Annotated in this window: 17 protein-coding genes and 2 pseudogenes; 10 read left to right on the forward strand and 9 right to left on the reverse strand. The window is 71.1% G+C overall.

Annotated elements, in window-relative coordinates; all coding sequences use genetic code 11:
• Window positions 1-113: 113 nt before the first annotated feature.
• Both TA90_RS03710 and TA90_RS03715 read left to right on the forward strand, forming a co-directional pair.
• Window positions 114-659, forward strand: a complete 546-nt coding sequence (locus TA90_RS03710) for a type 1 glutamine amidotransferase domain-containing protein (RefSeq protein WP_043534677.1) — start codon at window positions 114-116, stop codon at window positions 657-659.
• Window positions 660-820: 161 nt separating this feature from the next.
• Window positions 821-1663, forward strand: coding sequence for an alpha/beta hydrolase (locus TA90_RS03715; protein WP_074015266.1), 843 nt, complete (start codon window positions 821-823; stop codon window positions 1661-1663).
• Window positions 1664-1801: 138 nt separating this feature from the next.
• On the opposite strand, the gene TA90_RS03720 is transcribed toward TA90_RS03715, so the two are convergent.
• Window positions 1802-2800 carry a TerC family protein gene (locus tag TA90_RS03720; RefSeq protein WP_043534678.1) on the reverse strand — a complete coding sequence of 333 codons (999 nt, stop codon included), beginning with the start codon at window positions 2798-2800 and terminating at the stop codon, window positions 1802-1804.
• A gap of 264 nt (window positions 2801-3064) precedes the next feature.
• On the opposite strand from TA90_RS03720, the gene TA90_RS03725 reads away from it, so the two are divergent.
• The 3 genes and pseudogenes from TA90_RS03725 (at window position 3065) to TA90_RS03730 (ending at window position 5943) form a co-directional block, all read left to right on the forward strand.
• Window positions 3065-4003 (forward strand): alpha/beta fold hydrolase, encoded by a 939-nt coding sequence (locus TA90_RS03725; RefSeq protein WP_043534679.1) that lies wholly within the window; start codon window positions 3065-3067, stop codon window positions 4001-4003.
• 73 nt (window positions 4004-4076) lie between these two features.
• Window positions 4077-4307, forward strand: a pseudogene (locus TA90_RS16000) (copper homeostasis protein CutC); the annotation flags it as partial.
• Between the two features lie 49 nt (window positions 4308-4356).
• Window positions 4357-5943 (forward strand): Na+/H+ antiporter, encoded by a 1587-nt coding sequence (locus tag TA90_RS03730; RefSeq protein ID WP_043534680.1) that lies wholly within the window; start codon window positions 4357-4359, stop codon window positions 5941-5943.
• A gap of 167 nt (window positions 5944-6110) precedes the next feature.
• On the opposite strand, the gene TA90_RS13705 is transcribed toward TA90_RS03730, so the two are convergent.
• From TA90_RS13705 to TA90_RS03750, 6 genes and pseudogenes are all read right to left on the reverse strand, one after another.
• Complete coding sequence (locus TA90_RS13705) at window positions 6111-6308, reverse strand: hypothetical protein (protein ID WP_074015267.1); 198 nt, start codon at window positions 6306-6308, stop codon at window positions 6111-6113.
• A 64-nt stretch (window positions 6309-6372) separates the two neighbouring features.
• Complete coding sequence (locus tag TA90_RS03735) at window positions 6373-6654, reverse strand: metal-sensitive transcriptional regulator (protein WP_043534681.1); 282 nt, start codon at window positions 6652-6654, stop codon at window positions 6373-6375.
• Complete coding sequence (locus TA90_RS15835) at window positions 6654-7337, reverse strand: rhodanese-like domain-containing protein (RefSeq protein WP_331394251.1); 684 nt, start codon at window positions 7335-7337, stop codon at window positions 6654-6656. The genes TA90_RS03735 and TA90_RS15835 overlap by 1 nt, the downstream gene beginning before the upstream one ends.
• Before the next feature lie 216 nt (window positions 7338-7553).
• A pseudogene (locus TA90_RS15840) lies at window positions 7554-8392 on the reverse strand (NAD(P)/FAD-dependent oxidoreductase); the annotation flags it as partial.
• 86 nt (window positions 8393-8478) lie between these two features.
• The gene (locus TA90_RS03745) at window positions 8479-11967 is read right to left on the reverse strand and encodes a DEAD/DEAH box helicase (RefSeq protein ID WP_197067837.1); all 3489 of its coding nucleotides are present in this window, start codon (window positions 11965-11967) and stop codon (window positions 8479-8481) included.
• Between the two features lie 33 nt (window positions 11968-12000).
• Window positions 12001-13020, reverse strand: coding sequence for a ketopantoate reductase family protein (locus tag TA90_RS03750; RefSeq protein WP_043534683.1), 1020 nt, complete (start codon window positions 13018-13020; stop codon window positions 12001-12003).
• Between the two features lie 315 nt (window positions 13021-13335).
• On the opposite strand from TA90_RS03750, the gene TA90_RS03755 reads away from it, so the two are divergent.
• The 5 genes from TA90_RS03755 to TA90_RS03775 all read left to right on the forward strand — a co-directional run bounded on the left by TA90_RS03755 (window position 13336) and on the right by TA90_RS03775 (window position 19934).
• A complete protein-coding gene (locus TA90_RS03755; protein WP_043534684.1) occupies window positions 13336-13833 on the forward strand; it encodes a YbaK/EbsC family protein in 498 nt (165 codons plus the stop codon).
• A gap of 546 nt (window positions 13834-14379) precedes the next feature.
• The gene (locus tag TA90_RS03760; protein ID WP_074015268.1) at window positions 14380-16065 is read left to right on the forward strand and encodes an alpha,alpha-trehalose-phosphate synthase (UDP-forming); all 1686 of its coding nucleotides are present in this window, start codon (window positions 14380-14382) and stop codon (window positions 16063-16065) included.
• A gap of 139 nt (window positions 16066-16204) precedes the next feature.
• Window positions 16205-17068 carry a trehalose-phosphatase gene (gene otsB / locus TA90_RS03765; RefSeq protein WP_187120087.1) on the forward strand — a complete coding sequence of 288 codons (864 nt, stop codon included), beginning with the start codon at window positions 16205-16207 and terminating at the stop codon, window positions 17066-17068.
• Window positions 17069-17078: 10 nt separating this feature from the next.
• A complete protein-coding gene (locus tag TA90_RS03770) occupies window positions 17079-17711 on the forward strand; it encodes a DUF1345 domain-containing protein (protein WP_043534685.1) in 633 nt (210 codons plus the stop codon).
• 246 nt (window positions 17712-17957) lie between these two features.
• Window positions 17958-19934, forward strand: coding sequence for a histidine-type phosphatase (locus TA90_RS03775; protein WP_052450473.1), 1977 nt, complete (start codon window positions 17958-17960; stop codon window positions 19932-19934).
• Between the two features lie 238 nt (window positions 19935-20172).
• On the opposite strand, the gene TA90_RS03780 is transcribed toward TA90_RS03775, so the two are convergent.
• Entirely contained in the window at window positions 20173-21255 is a 1083-nt protein-coding gene (locus tag TA90_RS03780; RefSeq protein ID WP_043534686.1) for a Gfo/Idh/MocA family protein, read from the reverse strand.
• A 98-nt stretch (window positions 21256-21353) separates the two neighbouring features.
• A partial coding sequence (locus TA90_RS14895; protein ID WP_222704597.1) for an ATP-binding protein occupies window positions 21354-22471 on the reverse strand: 1118 nt, incomplete at its 5' end.

The raw sequence follows: 22471 nt of genomic DNA on the forward strand, positions 1-22471 counted from the left end.
CACGCCGGCGCTCCGCCCGTCGGCCTGCCTGCGGGCACCTCTCGACCGGCGGTCGGCACCGTCCCCGCATATCGTGGACGGACGCAGCACCACCACGACGAGGAGGCAGCGACATGACGAACACGAACGCACCCAAGGTGGCATTCCTGCTCAAGCGGGGCGTCGAGCAGCCCGAGCTCACCGAACCCTGGAAGGCGGTCGAGGAGGCCGGCGCCCACCCGGTCCTCGTCTCCGAGGAGCCGGGCACCATCACCGCGCTCATCCACGACTGGGACCGTGGTGACGACTTCGACGTCGACGTCACCCTGGACGAGGCCGACCCCGGCGACTACACCGCCCTCGTCCTGCCGGGCGGCACCCTCAACTCCGACAAGATCCGCACCAACCCGCAGGCCATCGCCTTCGTCAAGGCGTTCTTCGACGCCGACAAGCCGGTGGCCTCCATCTGCCACGGACCGTGGATCCTCATCGAGGCCGGGGTCGTGCCGGGACGACGGATGACGTCGACCTCCCGCATCGCCACCGACCTGAGGAACGCCGGAGCGGAGTGGGTCGACGAGGAGGTCGTCGTGGACGGCAACCTCATCACCAGTCGCAGCCCGCGTGACCTGCCGGCCTTCGACGCCGCCCTCGTGGGGGCACTGCGGGCCGTGGACTGAGCGGACCCGTCCGGGGTGGCCGTGCCCTCCGCCCGTCGGGATGCCACCATGGTGGTGCACGACCCCGGAGGAGGACCCATGGACCCCGCCCTGCTGCACCCCCAGCTGCGCAGACGCCTCACACTCGCGCCCGCGCTGGACGTCACCAATCCCCTGCTCCGGTGGGCCGGGTACCACCTGGCCCGCTTCCTTCCCCCCGCGCCGCATGCCGCGCGGCATGCGGCGCGGGCAGATCAGGGTGGGGGAGCACGCCGTCGTGCGGGTGTTCACCCCTCGCGGGAGGGGGCAACGGGGGCGCCCTGCTGTGGATCCACGGCGGGGGGCTGGTGGTGGGGGCCGCCGTGCAGGACGACGCGCGCTGCATCGCGGTGGCCGAGGCGCTGGACATCGTCGTGGCCTCCGTGGACTACCGCCTCGACCCGCAGGACCCCTACCCGGCGGCCATCGACGACTGCCACACCGCGTGGGGGTGGCTCGTGCACCGCGCGGCGCAGCGTGGCATCGACACCGCTCGGCTGGCGATCGGCGGGCAGAGCGCGGGGGGCGGGCTCAGCGCCGCCCTCGTCCAGAGGGTCCACGACGAGGGCGGACCCCAACCCACCGCCCAGTGGCTCTTCTGCCCGATGCTCGACGACCGCACCGCCGCCGACCACGGGCACGACGCCGTCCACCACTTCGTGTGGACCAACGACTCCAACCGGGTGGGGTGGTCGTCCTACCTGGGCCAGCAGCCGGGGGCGGCGACCACACCGCCCTACGCGGTCCCCGCCCGGCGCACGGACCTGTCCGGTCTGCCCGACGCGTGGATCGGCACGGGGGACATCGAGCTCTTCCGGGACGAGGACCGTGCCTGCGCGGAGGCCCTCACCCGCGCCGGGGTGGACTGCACCCTCGACGAGGTGGTCGGCGCCCCGCACGCCTTCGAGACCTATGCGCCCCGGGCGCCGGTGACCCGGGGCTACATGCACTGCGCCACCGAGTGGTTGCGCGCGAGGGTGGGCTGACCCGGGTCCGGGTGGAGGCGGGCCCGGATGGGAGCTGCCTCGGGCGGGGCCGGGCTCGGGCGGGGACGAACTCGGATGGGGCCGGACCCGGCGGACGCGGTCCGACCGCTCCGGCCCGACCGACGGGGCCGGCCTCCCTCAGGACGGGTCGCGCCGCGCGTCCGCCCGTGACTTGAGGAGTGACGCCACCACGGTCACCACCAGCGATCCGGCGATCACGGCCATGGACAACGGGATCCCGATGTCGGGCACCGCCTCGATCCCCTGCCCGCCGTTGATGAAGGGCAGCGTGTTCTCGTGCAGGGCGTGGAACACGAGCTTGACGCCGATGAAGCCGAGGATGACGGCGAGGCCGTAGTGGAGGTACACGAGCTTCTCCAGCAGGCCGTCGATGAGGAAGTAGAGCTGGCGCAGCCCGAGCAGGGCGAAGGCGTTGCACGCGAAGACCAGGAACGGCTCCCGGGTGAGACCGAAGATCGCGGGGATCGAGTCGAAGGCGAACATCAGGTCGGCGGATCCAAGCGCGAAGACGACGAGGACGAGCGGGGTGACCGAGGTCCGCCCCGCGTGACGCACGAAGAAGCGGTCACCCACGTAGCCGTCCGTCACGGGCAGGATCCGGCGCATGATCCGCACGAAGCGGTTCTCCCGGTACTCAGGCTCCTCCTCCACCTCCCCCTGGACGCCCTCCCTCGCCTGCGAGAAGGCGGTCCACAGGAGCCACGCGCCGAAGATGAGGAACACCCAGGTGAAGCGCTCGACGAGGGCGGCGCCGATGAGGATGAAGATGAGGCGCAAGACGAGGGCGATGATGATCCCGGAGGCCAGTGCCTTCTGCTGGAGGAGCGGTGGGACGCGGAACGAACCGATGATGATGACGAAGACGAAGAGGTTGTCCAGGGACAGGGACCACTCGGTCATCCAGCCGGCGTAGTACTGGATGGCGTACGTGCCCCCGTAGACCGCCCAGATGACGAGCCCGAAGAGCAGGGCGAGCACGATGTACCCGAGGGTCCACCACGCCGCCTCCTTCATGGTCGGGACGTGCGCCTTGCGGACGTGCCCGAAGATGTCGACGGCGATCAGGGCCAGGACGACGACCGCGAGGCCGACCCAGCCCAGTACGTGAACTCCCATTCGGCTCTCCTCAGCCTCGGCACCCGGCATGCCCTGCGCGTGCGTGGCGATCCTCGACCACCGGGCCACCCCCGGTCCTGCGGGTGCCCGCCGGGGACGCCCCATGGCATGGTTCCACGCGCACCCGCGATTCCCGAATCGGTCTCCCGGATCATGGGACCGCACCGGCTTCCCGACGGGCACCCCGTGTGCGACCTATCGTGGAGGCGACGTCCGGGCAAGTCCCGCGCAGGGCAGCGTGGGCACCGCGTCGAGGAGTGACTGATGGGCATCCGTGAGGTCCCGTTCCCTTCCCACAACGGCCGCGACGAGATCCAGGCGTGGGTCTACGAGCCGGTGCGCCCTCCCCGGGCGGTCGTCCAGGTCGTCCACGGCCTGGGTGAGCACTCGAGGCGCTACCTCCACATGATCTCGACACTGCTGGACGCCGGTTTCGTGGTGGCCGCCGACGACCACGCCGGCCACGGCCGGACCGCCATGGTTTCGGGGGAGTGGGGGGACACGGGCGAGGACGGGGCGGTGACGGTCGTCGAGGACGAGGCCTCGCTCCACGACAGGGTCCGTGAACTCCACCCCGACCTGCCCTACTTCCTCTTCGGGCACTCCTGGGGGTCGATGATCGGGCGGGGATACGCCTCCGACCACGGTGACGACCTGGCAGGGGTGGCACTGTGCGGGGTGGCCGCACAGATCCACGGCATCGACGCAGTGGTGGACCGGGCGGGCCTGGCCGCGCGCATCGCGGCAGGAGAGGGGACACAACGTGACGACGGCTACGTCGACCAGATGTTCGACGGGTTCGTGTCGCGCTACACCCACGTCAACGGCCCCACGGACTGGATCGCGGTGGATCCCGACGTCGTGCGGGACCACGCCAGCGATCCCTTCAACAACTTCACGGCCCCCATGACCCTGCGCTTCGTCCAGGACTTCATCGACCTCTACGACCGGGTCAACTCCCCGGGGTGGTACCCCCAGGTGCGCCCCGACCTTCCGGTCCTCCTGCTCAGTGGCGACATGGACCCGGTCGCGAACTACGGCGAGGGCACCTACCACGTCTCCAACCAACTGCAGCTCAGTGGGCACCACGACGTGCGCACCCGGGTGTGGTCGGGCTACCGCCACGAGATCCACAACGACCCCGCGACCCGCGCCCTCGTGGAGACGGAGATCGTCGAGTTCGTCGAGGAGCACCTGGGCTGAGGATGCGGCGCACCGACCACCCGCGGTGGGCACCATGACGACGGTGGAGATCTGCGTCGAGGACGCCGCGGGGATGCGGGCCGCGTCCCAGCAGGGCGCTGACAGGATCGAGGTCGGGTTCGTCATCGGCGCCCTGCGGGAGGACCACCGCGTGGACGAGTCCGCGCTCGCCCGACTGGCGGAGGCAGCGGGGCCTGCCCGTGTGACGTTCCACCGGGCCTTCGACCTCGTTCCCGACCGGCGCGCGGCACTGGAGATCCTCATCGGCCACGGGGTCGGGCGGGTCCTCACCACGGGCGGTGCCGCCACGAGGGCGGAGCCCCGCAGCGCTGCAACGGTGGGACAATCACCGCGTGCACACCCTGGTCCTCATCGTCGTCCTCGCCCTCGTCTCCGCCGCCGTCGTGGGCATCGGCGACCGGACCCGCCTGCCCTGGCCCGCCCTCATGGTCGTCGTCGGCGCACTGGTCGCCCTGGTCCCCGGTCTCTCCGTGGACATCGACCCGGAGCTGATCCTGCCGGTGTTCCTGCCGCCCCTGCTCTACTCCGCAGCGCAACGCACCTCCTGGCAGGTCATGCGTCGCAGGTGGAAGTCCCTGGTCTGGCTGGCGGTCGGCTTGGTGGTCGTCACGGTGGCTGCGGCGAGCGCCACGGCACTCGCGATCATCCCCGGCATCACGGTCGCGGCAGCCATCGCCCTGAGGGCCATGGTCGCCCCGCCCGACCCCGTGGCCGTGGAGTCCGTGGCAGGTTCCGTGCCCATCCCGAGACGGGTGCTCATGACCCTGCAGTCCGAGGGACTGTTCAATGACGCCGCTTCCCTCGTCGTGTTCCAGCTCGCGCTCTCCGCGGCCCTGGCCGGGGACCGACCGGACCTGGGCGCCATGGCGACCGGCTTCCTGATCGGGGCCGTCATCGCGGTGGCGGTGGGGTGGGTCTGCGCATGGCTGGTCCGCCGAGGCACCGACCTCATCGACTCCCCGATGGCGCGGTCCTCCGCGATCCTCGCACTGCCCTTCCTGGCCTACCTCGTCGCCGAACACCTCGGGGCCTCCGGCGTCATCGCCGTGGTGGTGGCGGGCCTCCAGATGCGCTCCTCGGAGGACCCCGCCCGCTCGGGTGACCGCCTGACCCAGGACGCCCTGTGGGGAGTGCTGGAGACGTGCATCACCGGTGTCGCCTTCGGTCTCATCGGGCTGGAGATCCGCCAGATCGCCCTCGACGTCGGTCCGGCCATCGGCCGGCTGTTCCTGGACGGCCTCGTGATCGCCCTCGTCCTCGTGGTGGTGCGGGCGGGGTGGTTCCTGCTCATGTGGGCTGCGGTGCACCGCGGCGGGGTGGCGGACGACGCGCCGAGGTCCGGGCGTGACGTCGTGGTGATGACGTGGGGTGGAATGCGGGGTCTGGCCACCCTGGCACTCGCACTGTCGCTGCCCGCAACGCTCAGCGACGGCACCGCTTTCCCCGCCCGCGACGCGATCCTCGTGGTGGCCATCGCAGTCCTCTTCGTGACGCTGCTGGTCGCCGGGCTCACGCTGCCCGCCCTCGTGCACGCCCTGCACATCGACTCCGAGGCCGAGTCCGAGGCGGCCGCAGAGCAGGCCCTGCGGACCCGCATGATGACGGCCGCCACTGCAGCGGTCGTCCAGCGCCGGGACATCCCCCCAGCACTGGTGGAACGCATGACGCAGTGGGCACGCCACGTCGCTGAGTCCACCTTCGATGAGGCCGAGGGCGGCACCCCGAAGTCCCCGCGCATGCAGAAGTTCATCCAGGGGCGCGAGGCCATGGAATCTGCTCGACGTGCCTCACTGGAGGCCTGCCGCGCGGAGGTTGTCCAGGCGCGCCGCGAACCGGGCACCGACCCTGAGGTGGCCGACCGGATGCTGCGCAGCCTCGACAGGCGCATGGTCGCCCTCGACGCGGCGGCGGAGGACTGAGACCGGCTCTCCCGGGCTCATCCCACCCGGCGGACGAGGAGGACACTGTCCTCCACCACTGCGTCCCGACCCTCCGGTCCCCGCTCCGTCGGTGCCCGCGCCCCGTGGCGCGGCCCGTGGAGTCGGGTCGGGCCCGCCCTCGTCGTGGTCCTCGGGACGTCCCGAGGTCACTTCCTGAAGAGTCGCGAGAAGAGGCCGGTGCCCGCGCCGGTGCTGCGTCCGCCGGGGGTCCCGGTCCCGCTGCCCTCCGGATGACCCTGGCAGCGTTGGTTGCGCGGGACATCGGCCAGGGCCTCCTCGATGTGCTGCCCGCATCCGGCCCAGGTGGGCTTTCCGCACGTCCTGCACGTGACTCGTCGACACATGGTGATCTCCTTCTGCGGTGCGGAACCCGGGTCCCGCGCCCGCCAGTCGTTCTTCCCTCTCCTGTCACGCCAGTGACAGGAAGATCTTCTCCAGCTCGGCGGGGGTGAGCCCGTCCCGCTCGCGTGCACCCTCGGGGTCATTCGCGCAGGCCTGCATGGCCCCGGCGACCACGACGAAGCCAGCGCGGTTGAGGGCATGGGTCACGGCGGCGAGCTGGGTGATGACATCCCGGCAACTCCCCCCCTCCTCGACCTCGCGGATGACGGCATCGAGTTGCCCACGGGCCCGGCGCAGTCTGTTGGCGACGCGTCGGCAGGTCTCGTCCTGCGATTCGGGCTGCGACATCAGGATCGTCCTCCGACCGGTTCCTCGACCACGAGCACCTCATCGGCCCGGGCTCCCACCACCGTGCGCAATGTGAGCATGCCCCCCGACAGTGACGCGGAGTCGAATCCCTCCTGGACGAGGACCCTGTGCGCGATCGCCGAGCGCACCCCCGACTGGCACAGGACCCGCACCGGGCGTCCCGCCGCTGCATCCCGTACCTCGTCAAGCCGTCCACGCAGCTCGGTGTGGGGGATGCGCAGGGACCCCGAGAGTGCACCCGTCGCGGTCTCGGCGCCACTGCGCACGTCGAGTACCAGGGAGGAAGCCATGACCTCTTCCAGGTCCTGGGCCTCCCAGAGCCTGAGGATGCCGTCCAGGACATTGGACCCCACCATCCCGACCAGGTTCACCGCGTCCTTGGCCTGTCCGTAGGGAGGGGAGTAGGCGAGGTCGAGGTCGATGAGGTCCCCGACCTCCATCCGGTTGCGGATGGCCGTGGCGAGGACGTCGATGCGCTTGTCCGCCCCGTCCACGCCCACCACCTGGGCACCGAGCAGCAGCCCGTCGTCCGCACGGATGTGGACGGCCACCTGGAGGGGCCTGGCCCCGGGGAAGTACCCCGCGTGCTGGTTGGGGTGCAGGTGCAGGGTGAGGTGGTCGATGCCGGCAGCTTCGAGGGCCGCCCGGTTCGCGCCGGTCATGGCGGCGGTGAGGCGCCCGACCCGGACGATGGCCGTGCCCAGGGGCTGGGGAATGGGACGGGCCGTGTCCGGGCGCACGATGTCGTCGGCGACCTGGCGGCCGGCCCTGTTGGCAGGTCCTGCCAGTGCCACCGGGCGCCGCAGACCCGTGACCGGGTCCGTGCTCAGGGTCGCATCCCCCACCGCCCAGATGCCGGGCGCGGAGGTGCGACCGTGCTCGTCCACCACGATCGCACCACGCTCGCAGGAGATCCCGGCGCGCTCGAAGACCTCGGTGGCGGGGCGCACACCCACCGACATGACGATGAGGTCGGCTCGAGGTGGGTCCCGTCGGAGAGCACCACGGTGTCGACCGACTCCGCGTGGAGGATCCCGTCCGCGGACACGCCGGTGCGCACATCGATGCCGAGGTGACGCAGTTCCTGGGCGACGGGCCATGCCTGCTCCTCGTCCAGGGGTGGCAGGATGTGCGGGGCGAGCTCGACGACAGTGGTACTGAGGCCCTGGTGTGCCAGTGCCTCAGCGGCCTCGATGCCGATGAATCCGGCTCCCAGGACGACGGCCCTCGTGAGTCCGGAGCCGACCCCTGCCCGCAGTGCCCGCGCATCACCGACATCGCGCAGGGTGTGCACCCGCGGGGAGTCGACTCCCGGGATCGGTGGGACGAAGGCCCGCGCCCCAGGGGAGAGCACCAGGGCGTCGTACCCGAGGTGTTCCTCCCCGGAGGGTGTCCGCACCGTCACCTCGCGCGCCTCGATGTCGAGATCGGTGACCTCGTGGCGCGTGCGCACATCGAGGGCGAGCGCCTGCCGGAGGCGTTCGGGGGTCTGTACGAGGAGACTGCTCTCCTCCGCGATCTCCCCGCCGACGAAGTAGGGCAGGCCACAGTTGGCGAAGGAGACGTGCTCCCCACGTTCAAGGACGATGATCTCGGCCGACTCGTCCAGGCGTCGCGCACGTGCCGCGCAACTCATGCCCCCCGCAACACCGCCGACGAGGACGATGCGCCTGCGTCGGGCCTGTTCTTCCCTGACCGCCCCTGTGCTCGTGTTCATTGCGCCCCCTGAGCTCTGGTCCAGATCCAGGAGTCACCATACCCCATGGGGTATTTTTCGCCGCATGTCGAGATGCGTCCCCCACCTCACCCGAGCAGGACCTGGAGGTCCTCGGCGCTCAGTGTGGCGCCCCCGGCGGCACGCGTGCGAGCCACCGGAGCGCTGCGACCACTGTGTCCGTTGCCGACGCCGGGTCCGGCGCCGACCGCCCGACCTGTCTCGGTCACCCCCGCACCCTCGGTCCCCGTGGGAGCCAGCTCGGCGGAATCCCCGGCCAGCACACCGGCTGCGAGGTCGCGCTTGCGCTGTTGGAGGGCCAGGACCTTCTCCTCGATGGTGTCGCGTGCGACCAGTCGGTAGACGTGGACGGGTCGGGTCTGGCCGATGCGGTGGGCGCGGTCCACGGCCTGGGCCTCGGCGGCCGGGTTCCACCAGGGGTCTGCGAGGACGGCGTAGTCCGCCATGGCCAGGTTCAGACCGACCCCTCCGGCCTTGAGACTGATGAGGAAGACCGGGTCCTCACCCTGGGCGAAGCCCTCGATCACCTGCCTGCGGCGCGGCGTGGTGCCGTCGAGGTAGGAGTAGGTCACACCTGCCTGGTCCAGCCGCTGCGCGATGCGGCGCAGGTAGCGGGTGAACTGGCTGAAGACCAGCACCCGGTGCCCCTCCTGGGCAGCCCTCTCCAGCAGGGGCACCAGGACCTCCATCTTGGAGGAGGGTGCGGAGGAGTCCTCCTCGACCAGTGCCGGGTCGATGGCCAGCTGGCGCAGACGGGTCAGGGCTGCGAGCACCTCCACCTGGTTGTGCTCCAGGTCCTCGGCGAGCCCGAGGATGCGCTGGCGCTCGCGCTGGAGGTGCCGGTCGTAGATGTGGCGGTGGGCGGGGGCGAGTTCCACGTCGAGGACCTGCTCCTGCTTGGGGGGCAGGTCCAGGGCCACGTCCTCCTTGGTGCGACGCAGCAGGAAGGGGGCGATGCGGCGGCGCAGGAGGGCCATGAGCTGCCCGTCCGCGTCATCCCCGTGCTCCACCGGCCTGCGGTAGGACTGCCCGAACTGGGCCGGTGTGCCCAGCAGCCCCGGAGCGGTGAGTGCGAACATCGACCACAGCTCCCCCAGGTGGTTCTCCATCGGCGTGCCCGTGATGGCGAAGACCACGGGAGCCTGGACCTTCTTCACGGCGGCGAAGGTGCGCGAGTTGTGGTTCTTGACGTTCTGGGCCTCGTCGAGGACCAGTCCGGCGACGCCCAGGTCGGTGTAGTCCTGTTCCTCCAGGCGCAGCAGCGCGTAGGAGGTGACGACCACGTCGGCCCCACGCGTCGCCTCCGCCAGGTCAGTCCCCCGCCTGGCCCTGGTCGCCTCGATGGCCACGACCCGCAGGTCCGGCGCGAACCGCCCGGCCTCGGACACCCAGTTGGGCACCACGGAGGTCGGGGCGACCACCAGCCATGGGCCCCTGTCGCGGGCAGCAGCGGAAGCCCCCTCGGTCCGCTCGGACCCGTCCTCCCCGCCGACGAGGGCGGCGCCGTCCCCGTCCCTCTCGTCGAGGATCATGGCGAGCACCTGCAGGGTCTTGCCCAGCCCCATGTCGTCGGCGAGCACGCCGCCCAGTCCGGAGCGGCGCAGGCGCGCCAACCACTCGAAGCCCTCGACCTGGTAGGGGCGCAATGTGGCTCGCAGGCCGACCGGCAGGGGCGCAGGCTCCGGCGGTTGCGCCACCGCATCGCGCACTGCCTGGAACCAGGCGTGCTCGCTGGTGTCCACGATCCCCAGGGACAGGAGCTCCTCCCACCAGGACAGGCGTACCTGCGGTACGCGCAGGGTGGAGCGTCGCTGGTCGGACAGCTCCGCGGCCTCCGCCAGGAGGCGGCGGAGGTGGTCCAGCGCCGGGTCGTCCAGGTGCGCGTAGGTCCCGTCGGGCAGGAAGAGGACGTCCTCGCCCAGGGTGAGGGCACGCACCAGGGAGGCCATGGGGACCTCGACCCCGCCGACCTCGACGTGGACGTCCAGGTCGAACCAGTCGGGGCCCTCCGACGCGACCTCGATGCGGACCAGGGGAGCTCCGCCGTCACGCAGCTCCGGCACGTCGTGGTGCAGCACGGTCACACCCAGTGCCTCCAGTCGGGGGACGACCTCCTCCACCAGGGTCGCGATCGCCAATCCCTCGATCCGGGCGTCCTGGAGTGGGCGGGGGCACGGGAGGGCCGCCGCCTCGACCGTGCCTTCCAGTCCGACCAGCACATGGGAGACCTCGGTGAGCAGGGCGACCTGGGCCCCGCCCTCGTCCGTGGAGGAGCGCAGGGGCTGCTCCACACCCAGGGCCGGTCCGCCGGGACGCTGCCACGTCCACTGCAGACGCACGACCGGTCGGGAGGATCCGTCGCTACGGGACCCCGGGGTGATGTCGAGGTTGAGCTCGGGTGGCTGCGGCGGGGCCGGGGCGTAGCTGGAGTCCGGGGAGACCCAGGCGCCCCCGCCGATGCGCGGGAGGATCTCCCGTTCGAAGTCGGGACGGTCCCGGGTCGGTACCACCACCGACTCACGCTGGCCCGCGAGGGCCTGCCAGGTGCGCGAGGCCGGGCGTTCCAGGCCTGCCAGGCGCAGTACGCCTTCGGCGTCACGCCACGCCAGGCCGTGTACGGGCGAACCGCACTGCACCCGCTGCGCGTCGGGCACGAGTCCGGAGTGGCGCAGAGCGGCCTCAAGGTGCAGGTTCCCGCCCTCGTCCGAGACGATGGAGACATCGGCACGGGCGGGGGTCGGCTCCAGGACGACAGGCCGGAACGAGTCGGACTCGACCAGCTCGACCCCGGTCCCCACGACCCGCGCCAGGACGCGCCACAGGTCCGGGGACGTCCCGGCGCAGAGATCGATCCACGGCCGCGAGGAGGAGTAGTAGGGATCCCACTCGGGATCCGTGCGGCGCAGTTCCCGGAGGGCGTCGAGCTGGTCCGGATCAGCGTCGTCCACGGAGCCCTGGGCGATCTTCGTCCACGTCGCCCCGGTGACGATCCACCGGCCCCGTTTCCCCATGCGCAGGGGCCGGGCGTTGAGGATGCCGGGAGAGCCCCGGTCCACGCGCCAGGGCAGGGGGGAACGGCTGTGTCCACGCGCGGCCTGCTCCCCGGGGGCACGCTCGGGGTGGAACTCCAGGGCGAGGGCGAGGCGGGTGAGCGTGTCGGAAGCGGCGGGGAGCAGGTCCCCCAGCACGGACCGCCACGAGGGCGACGACACCCCGGCAGGACCTCTGCCACCCGCCCCGCCAGCGGATGGGGAACCCAGTGCGGTGAGCAGCAGCGCCACCACGTGCTTGCAGTTGTACCCGACCGGGCATGAGCACTCCCCCTCCACGGCGGTGAGGACGCCGGCAGGTGAGTACTCGTACTCCAGGGTGGTGGCGTAGGTGTGTGTCCCCGAACCCTGGCACAGGCCCATGACCTCGCCGGTCTCGGGGTCGTGGTGGAGCAGGTGGACACGGCCCTCACGCGCATACGCGCGCCCCCGGGTGAAGGGACCCATCCCCACCAGTGCCGCGAGTTCCACGGGCTCCGCCATGTCGACCAGCGTAGGGGATGGCATGTGCACCACCTGGAACGGGTCGCGGTGGGCCCCTCAGGCGGCGGCCTCCTGCGCGCGCTCCGCAGCACCCTGCCCGGACTGTCCGGCGGCCTCGGCCTTCGCGGCCTCCAGGTCACGCATGGCCTCGGCGAGGTGCATCTGGTGGGTGACGAACTCGTGCAGGTGGCAGATGTAGTCGTGGTCGCGCCCCAGGCGGGCGATGTAGCCGTTGATGTAGTCGACCTCGGTGGGACGGTCGTGGGAGAAGTCCTGGTACATCGAGGGGTGGTGCAGGGGGTTGCCGATCCGGCTGACGAAGTCCACGGAGGCGACGGACTCCTGGCGGGTCTCGATGAGCTGGATCCCGGCGCGCTCGCAGGCGTCGTAGGCCTCGTCCAGGAGCATCCGCGCCATGTCCTGCTCACCCTCGTAGGTGGCGAACTCGCCCATCGTCATCCCGAACATCGTGCACATCGTGTTGACGACGGAGTTGAAGACGACCTTCGCCATGAGCGTCCCCATGAAGTTCTCGGTGAGGACGGGGTTGAGGTTGGCGGCCTCGAAGTCGGCGAACATGGCGCGCGTGGTGTGGTCCGGCTCCTCGGTGAGGTTGACCATGTGCATCGTGCCCGCACCGGCCTTGCCGATGAAGTCGACGTCACCGGGGCCGTTGAGGACGGTGGCGATCATGGCGGTGCCTGCGACGATGCGGTCGTCGGCGAAGTACTGCCGCAGCTTCTCGACGTGCCCCATGCCGTTCATGGCGCTGAAGACGTACTGCTCGGGGCGGAAGAGGTGGGCGCAGCGCTCCAGCACCCCGGCCAGCTGCATCTGCTTGAGGAAGACGATCCACACGTCGGGGGTGCCCGTGTACTCCTCGGGCGTGTACAGGTCGATCGGCACCAGGTGGCGACCCTCGTGGTCGCGCGAGACGTACACGCCTCCCTGGCGGCGCACCGCCCGGATGTTCGGTTCCCACGTGTCGATGAAGTCGACCGCCACTCCCGCCTGCTCCTGCAGGAGGACACCGTAGCGGTATCCCATGGCCCCGGCACCGATGACTGCGTACTTCATTTCCTGTGCATCCTCACGTCTGGATCTCCGCGGGGTCAGCACCGTGCGACCCCTGCGGTGTGGGAGCGGGGCGGGCACCCGATGCCGGTGCGTCCATGTCCCCGGGCGCGCGACGCGCCTCTCCCCTGTGTGTCGGGCGCTCGGCAGGTCCTGGTGAGGACCGGGGGCGCGTCCCCGTGGTCGCCTCGTGGGCGTCCCCGACGTTACCCCCCACGACGAGGGCGCCGCGGTGTGGTCTTCCATGGTGACCCTGGGGTGATGGGGGCGAGAGTCGATGCAACACCGACGATCAGCAGCGATGAGGAGGAGACCCCCATGTCACTCGAGACGGCCCAGCAGTACCTCACTGAACGCGGCCACGGGGACGACGTCATCGTGACTCCGCAGTCCGTGGTCACAGCAACCGTGGAGGAGGCGGCCGCAGCACTCGGCGTCGAACCGGCACGCATCGCGAAGACGCTGAGCTTCCGGGGGCCGGAGCCCGACACGGCGATCCTGGTCGTCATGGCCGGGGACGCCCGCGTGCACAACGGCTCCTTCAAGAGGACGTTCGGCGTGAAGGCGCACATGCTCCGCGGGGACGAGGTCGAGCACCTCACCGGCCACCAGCCGGGGGGTGTCTGCCCCTTCGCCAACCCACCCGCGGCGACGGTGTACCTGGACGCCTCACTGCAGCGCTTCACGACGGTGTACCCGGCGTGCGGAAACGACCACTCCGCCATCGAGCTGAGCTGCGCGGAGCTGGAACGGGTCACCGGCGGACCCCAGTGGGTCACCGTCTCCACCGTGGGGACGTCGGCCTCCGCCGCCTGAGACGCAACACGACACTTCCGGTCGCGGCACCCCGGCACCCTTGCACCTGACAGGCCGAACCCCCCTTCACCTCATCCCCGAACCCCACCGGAAGCCCTCCAGAGCCTCCAGAACCCCCAGGACCCCCAAGATTCAGTGACGTGCGCCAATGCGCACGGCACGGGTCACTGAGTCTCGGCATGCGCGTCCTGCCAGCGTTCAGGCACGGGCTACTGCGTTCAGGCGCTGGCTACTGAGTCCAAGCACGGGTCCTATCCGTGCCCAGAACGCAGCAACCCGTGCCCAATGCCGACAGACCGTGCCTGAACGCCACGCAGTGCCATCGTCGGGGCACCGGGTCCACGGTCCGTCCCCGCCGGAGACCTGAACCGCCGGGACAGCCCAGCCCCACCGGGGAGGCCTGGACCCGCCGTCCCCGCCAGTCCCTCCGGCGAGTCCCGACCCTACCGGGTCTCCCCGAGAGATGTGCGAAGCCCGCCGATAGGGTGGGAGCGCGGTTGTCGCCGGCCCGAGCGCCGGGCTGCGGCGCCCCGGAGGAGTAGGCACGTGACTGAATCACACGCACCACGCCAGGACGAGGAGTCCCGCACCCCACCCCAGACGCGATCGTCGCTGGTCGTCGTCTCCAACCGGCTCCCGGTGGAGGGGAGCCGCGACGAGGCGGGCGAATGGCACTGGGAACGCTCCCCGGGCGGCCTCGTCACCGCACTGGAACCAGTGGTGGAACGCAGTGGCGGGGTCTGGATCGGCTCACTGGGGATCGCCGACGAGTCGATGGAGCCCTTCGAGACAACCGGCACCACTCTGGGCCGTCCGTTCACCGTCGTCCCCATCACGCTCAGCGAGGACGAGACGCAGCGCTACTACGAGGGGTTCTCCAACGCCTCACTGTGGCCGCTCTACCACGAGGTCATCGCGCCACCCCGGTACCACCGGGACTGGTGGGAGTCCTACCGCACCGTCAACCGACGCTTCGCCCAGGCGGTGGCCGATTCGGCCGAGCCCGGGGCACGCGTGTGGGTGCAGGACTACCAGCTGCAGCTCGTCCCCCGCATGGTGCGCGAACTGCGCCCGGACGTCTCCATCGGATTCTTCAACCACATCCCCTTCCCGCCTCCCGGCATCTACTCCCAGTTGCCGTGGCGCCGCCAGATCCTCGAAGGGCTCCTCGGCGCCGACCTCGTGGGGTTCCAACGCGCGGAGGACGCCCGCAACTTCGCCCAGACGGTGCGCCGCCTGCTCGGCTACACGGTCCACCACGGCATCATCGAGACACCCGCAGGCGCCGAGTTCGGCGGTGAGGCCGGCGACTCCGGGTCCCACGACACCTCCGACCGGGGAGCCGAGACCACCCGGCCCGTCAGCTTCGGTGCGTTCCCGATCTCCATCGACGTCGCCTCCTTCGCCGAACTCGGGCGCGACCCCCGGGTCCGGGCACGCGCCCGGGAGATCCGCCGCGAGCTCGGCAATCCGAAGACCGTCCTGCTCGGGGTCGACCGCCTGGACTACACGAAGGGCATCCGGCACCGGATCAAGGCCCACGGGGAGCTCCTCGCCGAGCACCGCATCGACGTGGAGGACACCGTCCTGGTGGAGATCGCGGTCCCCAGCCGCGAGCGCGTCCAGACCTACCAGGACCTGCGCGATGACATCGAGCTGGCCGTTTCACGTATCAACGGGGACTTCTCCACCGTCGGGCACACCGCCATCAACTACCTGCACCGCTCGCTGCCGCGCCGAGAGCTCGCCGCCTTCTACCTGGCCTCCGACGTGCTGTTGATCAATGCGCTGCGGGACGGGATGAACCTCGTGTGCAAGGAGTACGTCGCCACCCGTGTCGACAATGACGGGGTGCTGATCCTCAGTGAGTTCGCAGGTGCCGCCGACGAACTGCGCCAGGCACTGCTCATCAACCCCCACGACATCGACGGTGTGAAGGCCCAGACCCTGCGTGCCATCCGCATGCCCGAACGCGAGAGGCGCAGCCGCATGCGCTCCCTGCGGCGCACCGTGGCCCGCAATGACCTGCAACGCTGGACCCGGGACTTCCTCGACCGCCTCGATGAGGCGGCGACCAATGCCCATCTCGCCGCCGGGAGCGCGAACAGGAGCGGGGCACGTATCGCAGGGGGCGCGCACGAGGGAGGCCCCACTGTCCCGGAGTCGGCGCCTTCGGGAGATGCTCCCGGCGAGGAACACTCCACACCGGCCGGGAGCGCCCATGGCGCCTGATCCACGAGACCCTGCGCGGTCGCACATCGGCGCCTCTGCGGGTGGCACCCTCGGGACGGCCGACACAGGATCCGACGCGACCGCTGGGACCGGGCACGTCGGCGAGAGCGTCCATGCCGAGAAGAGCGCGCACACCGGCGTGAACCACATCGGTCCAGGCATGCGGAGTCATGGCTCCGGCACCGACCTGGGCCCGGCACTGGGCCAATCCCTCGACCGCATCGCGCGGGTGCCACACCTGCTCGTTGGACTCGATTTCGACGGAACCCTGGCGCCCTTCAGGGTGGACCCCTCGGCCTCACGCGCGACACCGGAGGCCGCGGCTGCGGTCCGCCGGCTCGTGCAGCTCCCCGACACCGTGGTTGCACTCGTGTCCGGGCGTGCCCTGGACTCCCTCGCCGAGGTCGCAGAGGCACCCGAGGGAACCGTACTGGTGGGTTCGCACGGACTCGAGACCCGCTTGGGCGACGGCACGACCGTGCCCATCGAGCTCGACGACACCCAGCGGGCCGCCCTCGTCGAACTGGACCAACGTCTGTCCACCCTGGCGGCAGGTGCGCCGGGGGCCTGGGTCGAGTGCAAGCCGAGCTCCGTCTCACTGCACACGCGCGCCATGGAGGACGCGGCGCTTGCGGAGTCCTTGGAGAAGCGGGCTCGTGCGGCGGCGGAGGACCTCTCCATCGTGGGTGACCGCGCCACCGGCGCGCCCCGGGTGGACGTCCTGGGAGGCAAGCGGGTCGTCGAGCTGGCCGTACTGCGCGGTGACAAGGGCCGCGCGCTGTCACGTCTGCGCGCGCAGGTGCGTGCAGACGCCGTCTTCTACGCGGGTGACGACACCACTGATGAGCGCGCGTTCCGCTCACTGGTCCCCGGCGACGTCGGTGTGCACGTGGGTGACGGCCCCACTGCGGCGGCCCACAGCGTCCCGGGGATCGAGGCGGTCCCGACCGTGCTGGAGCGTCTGGCGGGGGCACGGGAGAGGACCCGCCCGACTTCGCCCTAGAGTCGGGACCATGAACCTGTTCAGGGAGTCGATGCGGGCGCGGTTGCTGACGAGCCTGGCCACCGGGGTGCTGACCTCCGTCGGGGCGGGCCTGGCCGGTCACCTGGCCCTGGGGCTGATGGCCGGATGGGTGGTGGCCGCGGGTCTGTTCACCTTGTCGACCTGGTTCCTCGTGTTCCGGCTGGACGCCGCCGGGACCCGCAGGCACGCCACGGACAACGACCCGGGCCGGGGGATCGACGACACGCTCCTGATCCTGTCCTGCCTGGCGAGCATCGCGGGTCTCATGCTGCTCCTGGTCCTGACGGAACGCGCGGACGTGGTCGCCAGCGCGGAGCTGGGGGTGCTCGGCATCCTCGCGTCCTGGTCGGCGGTCCACACCCTGTTCTGCCTGCGCTACGCACACGCGTACTACGCCGGCGGCGGTTCCGGGGTGGACTTCAACGGTGACACCTCCCCCGACTACCGGGACTTCGCCTACCTGGCCTTCACCCTGGGCATGACCTTCCAGGTCTCCGACACGAACCTGTCCACCAAGGAGTTCCGTCGAATGGCGCTCAACCAGGGGCTGATCTCCTACCTGCTGGGGACCGTCGTGGTGGCCTCGACGATCAACCTGCTCAGCCAGCTGATCGCGGGGTGAGAGTGCCCAAACCGGGGGCCCGTCCCCCGGTGGGAGCCCCGGGGACGAGGGCGCACCCGACACCTGTCCGCCCTCGTCAGAGGTCATTCCGGGCGGACTCCTGAGCGGGCGCGGCGGGCGGGGAACGCGGGCGGACACACCCTCGTTCACCTGCCCGACACGTGGGCGCCACTGCGGGTCGTGAGAATCCGGACGTCCGACTGCCGCACTCCCAGCGGTGCGGCACCACGCGACCCGGAAGATCCCATGACATCCTCACCGAGCCACCCGCCCACCGACCACCGCACTCCCCGCTCCCGCCGCTCGCTCATCGCCCTCGCCGCAACCCTGGGCGTCACGGCCAGCGCGGTCATCCTCCCCGCCGCCGCACAGGCCGAGGAGAACAGCGGCCCGGCCACGCTCCACTACAGCTCCAAGCAGCCCTACGTGGAGCCCTCGGAATCGGACATCGCCGCCTACTCCCAGGCCCCCGACGGGTACACCGTCGTCCAGACGCAGTCCCTGGGCCGCCACGGGTCCCGGGGCCTGTCCTCCTACAAGTACGACGCGCTCCTCGTGCAGGTGGCCCGCACGGCGGATGCCGAGGACGCCTTCGTGTCGCCGGAGGTGCGCGACGCCTTCTTCGCCGACCTCGAGGCGATCATCGCCGCCAATGTCGACAACGGCTACGGGATGCTCACCGGGCAGGGCATCCAGCAGGAACAGGGCATCGGGGCACGCGCGTTCGAGCGCAACCGGGCACTCTTCACCGCGGCGGACCTGGCCGATGACACCATCACCGTCGAGTCCTCCGGGGAGGCCCGCGCCATCGAATCGGGGACGAGCTTCGTCTCCGGCCTGGTGGGAGCCTCCGGCGGCTCGCTCGCCGACAACGTCTCCGCCATGGGGAGCACCCCCGACCTGCTCTACTTCCACAAGCTGGAGAACCCGGACGGGAGCGAGAAGCAACCGGGGACGACCTCGTACGACCTCGCCTCCGCCTACCAGGACTACATCGCCACCCAGACCGACGACGGTGGGACCATCGCCGCCGCCATCGACTTCATCCAGTCCCAGCCCCGCAGCGAGGAGAGCGCCCTGGACCTGCTCTCGGGCATCTTCACGGAGGAGTTCGTCGAGAGCATCGGAACCGACGGCCACGTCTGGTACAACACCGTCGACGGGTCGAAGAACGGGGCCCTGAACTGCGCACCGAACGCCGACCCCGCACAGGAACCGGACGCCTGCGGGGAGACGTCGAAGAAGATCAGGACACCCGTCGATGCCGCGATGGATCTCTACAACCTCCTGATCATCGGCGCCGACATGGAGGCCGAGAACACCGGCGACCACTCCTTCGACTTCACGAAGTACTTCGTCGGTCACGAGGCCGACACCGAGTGGTTCGCCTACGTGCTCGACGCGGAGGACTTCTACGAGAAGGGCCCGAGCCTGGAGGGCCACGACGAGAGTTACGTCGTCGCCGAGCCGCTGCTGGAGGACTTCTTCTCCGCGATCGACGAGCGCCTGGCGGGCGGGGGAACGGCGGCCACCTTCCGCTTCGCCCACGCGGAGACGATCATCCCCTTCTCCGCCCTGATCGCCGCGCCCGGGTCGACCCAGTCCGCGCCCGACATCGCGGACCCGCAGTCCATGGACGACGTCTACAGCCATGACGACAACGAGCGGCGTGGCGAGTCGGTGACCCCGATGGCGGCGAACATCCAGTGGGACACCGCGGCCCGGGAAGGGGTCGACCCGGCCACCGGTGCGGCCTACACGCCGGTGGTGCGCATGCTGCTCAACGAGGTCGAGGTGCCCTTCAACGCGTCCTGCACCCCGGTGTCGGAGGGTTCGAACTGGTACAAGGAGACCGAGCTCAAGCGCTGCCTCTCGGGCATCGACACCGATGAGGACCCGCGCATCTCCGCCGACGTACAGGCCACGCCGACCCCTGACCCCTCCGACGGGGCGTCCGTGGAGCCCGGCACCGAGCCGTCCACCGGGTCCTCGACGGCACCGGTCACGGGAGGCTCCACCACGTCCGCCCCGGCGTCCACGGGGTCTACCGGTGAGACCACCGCGGTCTCGGCCCAGGGGCCCGCGGGAGGGAGACCTGCGGGAGAGGGACCGCTGGGCCGGACCGGGGCCGACGCCCTGGGCATCGGGGTGCTCGCGGCCCTGGCACTGCTGGGCGGCGCCGCCGCCCTGGCCACCCGGAAGGTCCGCCGGTCCCGGTCCTGAGCACCGTGCGGCACCTGGGCGCAGCCTCCGGAGGGAAGCCTCCGGAGGCTGCGTCATTGCGACCGGGTGGTGCGGGCCGCGTGGTGGGGGCCGGGTGCTGGTGCCACGAGCGAGGGCTCACACCATGACCGATTGCCACTGAGTGATCTCCGTGTGGATCGCGAGCCCCTCTGGATGGCTCGACTTCCGATGGGCGCATCCCTCATGGGTTGCCCCCCTGCCGACGCCTCCCATGGCCTCACGACACGGTGCGCCCCCACGGCTCGACCCGGGTGTGCACGGCGGCTCCGGTCCGGGCGCTCTCCTCGATCGCCAGGGCCAGGAGCTGGTCCTGCAGTCCCTGCGCCAACGGATAGGGGGCCTCGCCCTCGTCCTGCGCCCACGCGCCCGCGGCGCGCATCAGGGTGGCGATCGCGATCTCCTCGTCCGCCAGGCGTGCGCCGAGGAACGGGTTGCGGTGGGCCACGGCACCCTCGAAGGTCAGGTGGGAGGTGTCGTACCCGTCGAGGTCCAGGTCGTGACCCAGCTGGGCGCGGTCGATGGACGAGCGCACGATCGTCTCCGGTTCGGGCAGGTGCAGGACGGAATCGTCCCGGATCTCCCCCCGGGTGCCGCGGATGAGGATGCGACGGTGCAGCAGTCGGTTGTGCCACTGGTTGTCGGTGAAGTCGTGGAGGCCCGTCCCCTCCGGCAGGTCGAGCACCGCCAACGTGGTCGTCGCCTCACGCACCTGCGGGTCCACGTGCCACCCGGTCCGGTCCTCGGGGTCCAGCAGCGGTGCGGTGTGGCGGTGCGCGGTGACGGTGGCGGGGCCGAAGCCGGCGCCCAGGAAGCTGCGGATCAGCGCGACCGAGTGGTAACCGTGGGTGGAGGAGACCTGCACCTGGGTCACCTCCCCGATGGTCCCCTGCTCCACGACCCACCGTCTCGCAGCGTGGCCCGGTAGGAGTGGGTACTGTTCCGCGACCTGCACGCGCCCCGTCGCCCCGACGTCGTGCCACAACCGACGCAGGCCCGCGACATCGGTTGCAGGCGGGGTCTCGGCCAGGACGTGGGCCCCCTCGTCGACCACCTCGCGGACGACGTCCTCATTGGCCGCGTGGGACACCGCGACGACCACCAGGTCCGGACGGGACTGGGCCACGAGGGCCCCGACGGAGTCGTGGGTCGGACACCCGAACGTCCGCCGCCAGGATTCCCGCGTCGCGGGGGTGCGCGCGGTCATGCCGACCAACTCGAAGTCCTCGGGCAGGTCACGGGCGAGGCGACCGAAGAACTGCGCCCGCCAGGCGCCACCGACCACGCCGATGCGCACGCTCATCGTCGGGTCCCCATGTCGGGAACCCTATCGGCCGGGAACGGTTCCTGCGGGCCGACGAGCCCGGCGGGGCGCCCGCGCGGGTCGAGTGACGTCCTGCCTCAGTCCTCGTCCACCCGGTCCGGGGCCCGTTCCAGGCGCACGACCCCGGCCCCGCCGATCCCGGCGAAGCGCTCGGGCTGGCAGGTGAGCACGATGACCTGGGTGGCGGAGCCGACCGCGCCCAGGACGGCTGCGACCGAACGCAGTCGTGCGGGGTCCGAGAAGCCCAGGGTGTCGTCCAGGATCACGGGGGCGCCCTCGTCGGCGGCCACCAGTTGCGCGCAGGCGAGGCGCCCGATGAGCGCCAACTGCTCACGCGCCCCCGCGGACAGTGAGGAGAAGGGGACGGTCCGCCCGCCCAGGGTGCGTGACTCGATCGCCAGCTCGGGGGTGATCCCGACGCGGAAGTCACGCCCGAACACGACACGACCGAGCTGCTCGATGCGCTCGGTGAAGGGGGCGACGTAGCGCTGCTGGGCAAGGTCGCGCTGGCGGACCATCGTCTCGCGCAGGAGACGCGCGGCTGCCGCGTCCCGCGCCAGTCGTCCACACGTGGCCGTCGCGGCCTCGACGCGGGCCGCCGCCTCCTCGCGCGCACTCCCGATTCCCCGGGACAGCCGGTCGTCGATCAGTGTCTCCAGGCCGGTGATCTCCTCGCCGGTCGAGCGCAGGTCGGTGTCGGTGGAGTCCACGAGCTTCCGCGCGTTGTCGAGGAGGAGGGCGACGGTGTCGGGGTCGGTGGCCTCCAGGGCGGCCCGCGCCGCGTCGGCCTCTTCCTGGCGGAGGTCACGCTCCCGGGTCGCCTCCTCGAGTTCACCTCGGAGCGTCGCGTCGTCGGCGCGGGCCCGCTCCGCCTCCAGGTCCTCCTGGAGCCGCGTGAGTTCGCGTCGGGCCGATTCCACCTCGGTGCTCGCGACCAGGACCTTCCCGGCAACGGCGTCCCGGGCGTCGCGCGCCCGGTCGAGTGCCCTCCCGGCCGCGGCGAGGGCGGCCGCGGCCTCCTCCTCCGCCGCACGCGCGGACTCGGCACCCGCCTTCAGCTCCTCCGTCGACGAGGGCGGCTCCGCGGTGGTCGCCGCGGTGTCCCCGCCGGTCCCCTCGGGGTCCCCGAGCCGGGCGGTGAGGTCGGAGAGCCGCTGTTCCACGGCCTCCAGGTCGTCGTCCCCAGTGCGTTCCG

It is taken from the genome of Actinomyces polynesiensis (assembly GCF_000820725.1).
Lineage (GTDB): Bacteria > Actinomycetota > Actinomycetes > Actinomycetales > Actinomycetaceae > Pauljensenia > Pauljensenia polynesiensis.

Bases quoted from the DNA above. Each gene is read 5' to 3' on its own strand.
- TA90_RS03710 (WP_043534677.1), top strand. From the start codon at position 114: ATGACGAACACGAACGCACCCAAGGTGGCATTCCTGCTCAAGCGGGGC.
- TA90_RS03720 (WP_043534678.1), bottom strand. From the start codon at position 2,800: ATGGGAGTTCACGTACTGGGCTGGGTCGGCCTCGCGGTCGTCGTCCTG.
- TA90_RS03725 (WP_043534679.1), top strand. From the start codon at position 3,065: ATGGGCATCCGTGAGGTCCCGTTCCCTTCCCACAACGGCCGCGACGAG.
- TA90_RS13705 (WP_074015267.1), bottom strand. From the start codon at position 6,308: ATGTGTCGACGAGTCACGTGCAGGACGTGCGGAAAGCCCACCTGGGCC.
- TA90_RS03735 (WP_043534681.1), bottom strand. From the start codon at position 6,654: ATGTCGCAGCCCGAATCGCAGGACGAGACCTGCCGACGCGTCGCCAAC.
- TA90_RS15835 (WP_331394251.1), bottom strand. From the start codon at position 7,337: ATGACCGGCGCGAACCGGGCGGCCCTCGAAGCTGCCGGCATCGACCAC.
- TA90_RS03745 (WP_197067837.1), bottom strand. From the start codon at position 11,967: ATGCCATCCCCTACGCTGGTCGACATGGCGGAGCCCGTGGAACTCGCG.
- TA90_RS03750 (WP_043534683.1), bottom strand. From the start codon at position 13,020: ATGAAGTACGCAGTCATCGGTGCCGGGGCCATGGGATACCGCTACGGT.
- TA90_RS03755 (WP_043534684.1), top strand. From the start codon at position 13,336: ATGTCACTCGAGACGGCCCAGCAGTACCTCACTGAACGCGGCCACGGG.
- TA90_RS03770 (WP_043534685.1), top strand. From the start codon at position 17,079: ATGAACCTGTTCAGGGAGTCGATGCGGGCGCGGTTGCTGACGAGCCTG.
- TA90_RS03775 (WP_052450473.1), top strand. From the start codon at position 17,958: ATGACATCCTCACCGAGCCACCCGCCCACCGACCACCGCACTCCCCGC.
- TA90_RS03780 (WP_043534686.1), bottom strand. From the start codon at position 21,255: ATGAGCGTGCGCATCGGCGTGGTCGGTGGCGCCTGGCGGGCGCAGTTC.